Raw genomic sequence first — 3417 nt, 5'->3', positions numbered from 1 at the left:
ATCGGATCTTACGCATAGCGATCTCCTCAGGTGACGTAATCAGTATGTCGGAAGATCTCTAAAAGTGAATGGTTCGGTTAAGCGGGATACTTACAGTTCGGTTAAGCGGGATACTTACATGACCGCAGCGAGCCTGGTACGCAAAATGAAAGCGAGTTTCCGGGAAATACGAAACGGAAAAAAAAGTGCGTACCGAGCAGACTTTAGATAACTCGAAGCATGATGTCCCCTACTAGTTTGTACCCCACCTGTTGCATACAAATTCTAACGATTGAGGGCTAGGACAAATGACTTCTTCTACTAAAGCCCTTATTTAAAAAGACCAGCCATGTAAAGTCAGAATGCCTTTTATTCTTTCGAATGCTTCTCTTGACTCAACATCAAGATCTGGAATAACAACGTGATACTGATCATTAGAAAAGTCGCAAACAACCTGCAAAATTTCAACTTCGTCAGGCCACATATCATCATGTAAGTCCATGCCAGGCACTGGTATCAAGGACGTTTCATACTTTTTACTAAGTACAGCAATTGGATTGCCTTCGGAACAAACGACAGTTCTTGTTAGTTCTATCTTCATATTGATTTCCATTTCTGAGCTATAAGAAACTGATATTGTATTGCCACCTTATTAAATTGAAAGAGTTTAATGGCACGCATAGGATTGATTTCGCAATGAAAGAACGTTGCCCTAACTTCAAGCTAGCAAAAGGTTTTAAATCACATGCATACCAAGCGTACAAAGCATATTCATCGATAGGTAAAAACATTTAATACATCATTTAGGGGCTCTAAACTTTTAAAACAACTACATATAGTGTTTTCCATGTGTGTGCAGCCAACAACACAGAACTTAGCGTGACCAGTCACATTGACATAAAAGCAGCATAGTGTAGATTTATCAGCAACCGAGCCCGATCCCCTGTTTCTCCATAACCATACGGTTTGTGAGTCTCACGGTCGGGCCTTTTATTTTCTAACTATCCTTCACAGCTCAGAGAATGATTGCTGCCAAACCTCATAGAGAATATTACCAACAGCTTGAGCTATTGCTCAGTCGTGGCATGGTAATCAAAGATAATGACCGGGCTATGAGGAAACTTTCTCAAGTTGGTTACTATCGACTATCTGGTTTTTGGTATACATCACGAGTGATCCGCGCAAACGATGAGGGGCTCTCATTTAGAAGTGACGATTTCCTTGCGGGCACATCATTTGAACAAGCTTATGACCTATATCTCTTTGATAAAAAACTACGCCTATTAATGATGGATGCGTTAGAACGAATTGAGATTCACATTCGTTCAGTTATCGCTCACGAGGTCGGTAGGAACGATCCTTTAGCTTATAGAAAAGAAACATACATAAATCAAAGATTTCTTACTGATGGAGCAATCAGCACTTTTGGTAAGTGGCTAGGTAAGCAAGATCAGAAAATTCGCGAAAGTAGAGATGAATGTATTATGTGGCATTTGGCTCAGCAGAAAGAAATTCCTTTTTGGGTCGCTGTTGAGACGTGGGACTTTGGACAGATGTCGAAGTACTATGCAATGCTCAATGGAGGCATGCAGGCCAAAATAATTAAACGTTTGGGGCTAGATAATAAACAAACCCTTACAAAATGGCTAAAGTGTCTCAACTTATTGCGGAACAGATGCGCTCACCACTCACGTATTTGGAATCGCAAACATCCTGCTGTACAAATTCCTCAGTCAGATTTCTTTAAAGATCTGAAAGTAGAGGGCAATATTAACGAGCGACTCTACAGTGCTGTTTGTATTATCTGGTATTTGGTAAGGATGATCGGACCTAGTTCTAAATGGCTCAGGCAGGTTGCGGATCATTTTGATGCAAAACCTAATATGCCAGGATGCTCATATACTTCAATGGGGATACCCAAAACTGGTTTCCCACGCGCCAGATTTGGAGATGCTCTTGGCTTCGTGCAAGCAGACAACGAACCCATTGAGCAAGTATGAACACGTTATTACCACGTAGTTACCTACCTTTCCTCTTCCATGCGCTGTAAATGTTCCTTATCCCAGCCTTTCAGCCTTTGTCTAATATTCGGCCTCCTTGAGCAGTTCAGCGATAATCCTATCCCCCTTGTCGAAAACTGCCTGTATTTAGCCAAACACAATCTGAATCATTGATGCCTCAGCGTATGAATGTGTAGGGTGTGACTCGCTTGCCCAAGGAACCACGTCGGTGATTTACCCGGTACGCAAAATGATAGTGCTCAGGCTTTCCATTTATCTGACATATACTGAAAAAATATATCATGCCCTAACCATATTTGAAGAGGAGTCGTTATGAAAGCTAAGCTATTGGGCGTCGCGTTGATGCTAACACCGTTTTTTGCACTTGCTTCTGAACTACCTTATTTATTCGACTTTGCCGGGAGCCCTAACACAGGTAAAGCCTATAAATCCCTAATATCTAAGCAAGCACTACCGGAATGGGTAAAGGGTGGCGGCACTAGCACACCAGCTAAAGAGGTAGTAATTAAAGGGGTGAAATACCTTGTTCTTTCTGGGTGTAAACCGCACAACTGCCCGTCGCAATCGATCGCAGTTATATACTCTTCGGAAAAAAAAGATATTCATGGTGTTTATTCGGAATATGACTTTAAGAACGACAGACAAAAGCTAATTTGGTTAAACCTTGACCCTATAGAATCCGGAGTCATGAGGAGCATTCTGTTTGCAGAGTTGTCCGGTGATGTTGAGGCTCATCCTGAGAACTATAATTTCAAATGACCTTTGGCGGGCAGCTTTTATGGCTCATAAGGCAGAGTCCATAACAGCTGCCCTAAAATGGGTATAGAACCACCGTCAATCAATTACACCCTAGATTGCTTCACGCTTACTGCCAGTATCGCGATTAACCTACACGTTCCGGGCATACCATAGCGAACCACAGTAGCGTTAACTTCGCCACCGTGCTTTGCCTGACGTGCTTCATGAACCCTTACCCGATCTAGCAGTCCATCACGAACCATTGTTTCCAGCGTTCGCCGCGTATATTCCAGATGATGCCTTAAGTTGAAGGAGTCCAACCCGTGAACTAGGTACGACATGCCTGACACATCGAAAGGCAGTGCGCCAATCTCACCCGTGACCCATTCAAGTTTGTCAGGTTCAAAGTAGCTCAGGATTTCTTTTTTGTGAGCAATCATTCTCATGGCTGGCTGATTCCTTATTGTGGGATACATCTATCCTACTTAAAGAATTTGAGTTGAAGTATCGCAGTTACAGGGGTGAGTTTAAAAAACATCCATCTTCATTGAGCACTCTGTTTTAGCGTGTACACATGGGTGTACCTGTAGTGGCATAGTTAATTTGGCCACCTGAATAGAGGTGATATCATCGCCTCATAGTCAAAACAGGTGACATTATGACCGGACGTAACAAACGC

At 42.5% G+C, this 3417-nt stretch carries 4 protein-coding genes; 2 read left to right on the top strand and 2 right to left on the bottom strand.

What is annotated here, in order from left to right:
• Positions 1-313: 313 nt before the first annotated feature.
• Entirely contained in the window at positions 314-580 is a 267-nt protein-coding gene (locus tag AC0Z7K_RS24350) for a hypothetical protein (protein ID WP_485616260.1), read from the bottom strand.
• Between the two features lie 421 nt (positions 581-1001).
• Here AC0Z7K_RS24350 and AC0Z7K_RS24345 point away from each other — a divergent pair, with 421 nt between their 5' ends.
• The gene (locus AC0Z7K_RS24345; RefSeq protein WP_485616259.1) at positions 1002-1979 is read left to right on the top strand and encodes an Abi family protein; all 978 of its coding nucleotides are present in this window, start codon (positions 1002-1004) and stop codon (positions 1977-1979) included.
• A 333-nt stretch (positions 1980-2312) separates the two neighbouring features.
• Entirely contained in the window at positions 2313-2759 is a 447-nt protein-coding gene (locus AC0Z7K_RS24340; protein WP_485616258.1) for an Ivy family c-type lysozyme inhibitor, read from the top strand.
• Between the two features lie 83 nt (positions 2760-2842).
• On the opposite strand, the gene AC0Z7K_RS24335 is transcribed toward AC0Z7K_RS24340, so the two are convergent.
• A complete protein-coding gene (locus tag AC0Z7K_RS24335; protein WP_485616257.1) occupies positions 2843-3184 on the bottom strand; it encodes a hypothetical protein in 342 nt (113 codons plus the stop codon).
• Positions 3185-3417 lie beyond the last annotated feature (233 nt).

The organism is Rahnella sp. 1L-D-7-B-C2, assembly GCF_057290995.1.
The sequence above is the reverse complement of the archived record's forward strand: the minus strand, read 5'-3'. Positions and strand labels throughout refer to the sequence as shown.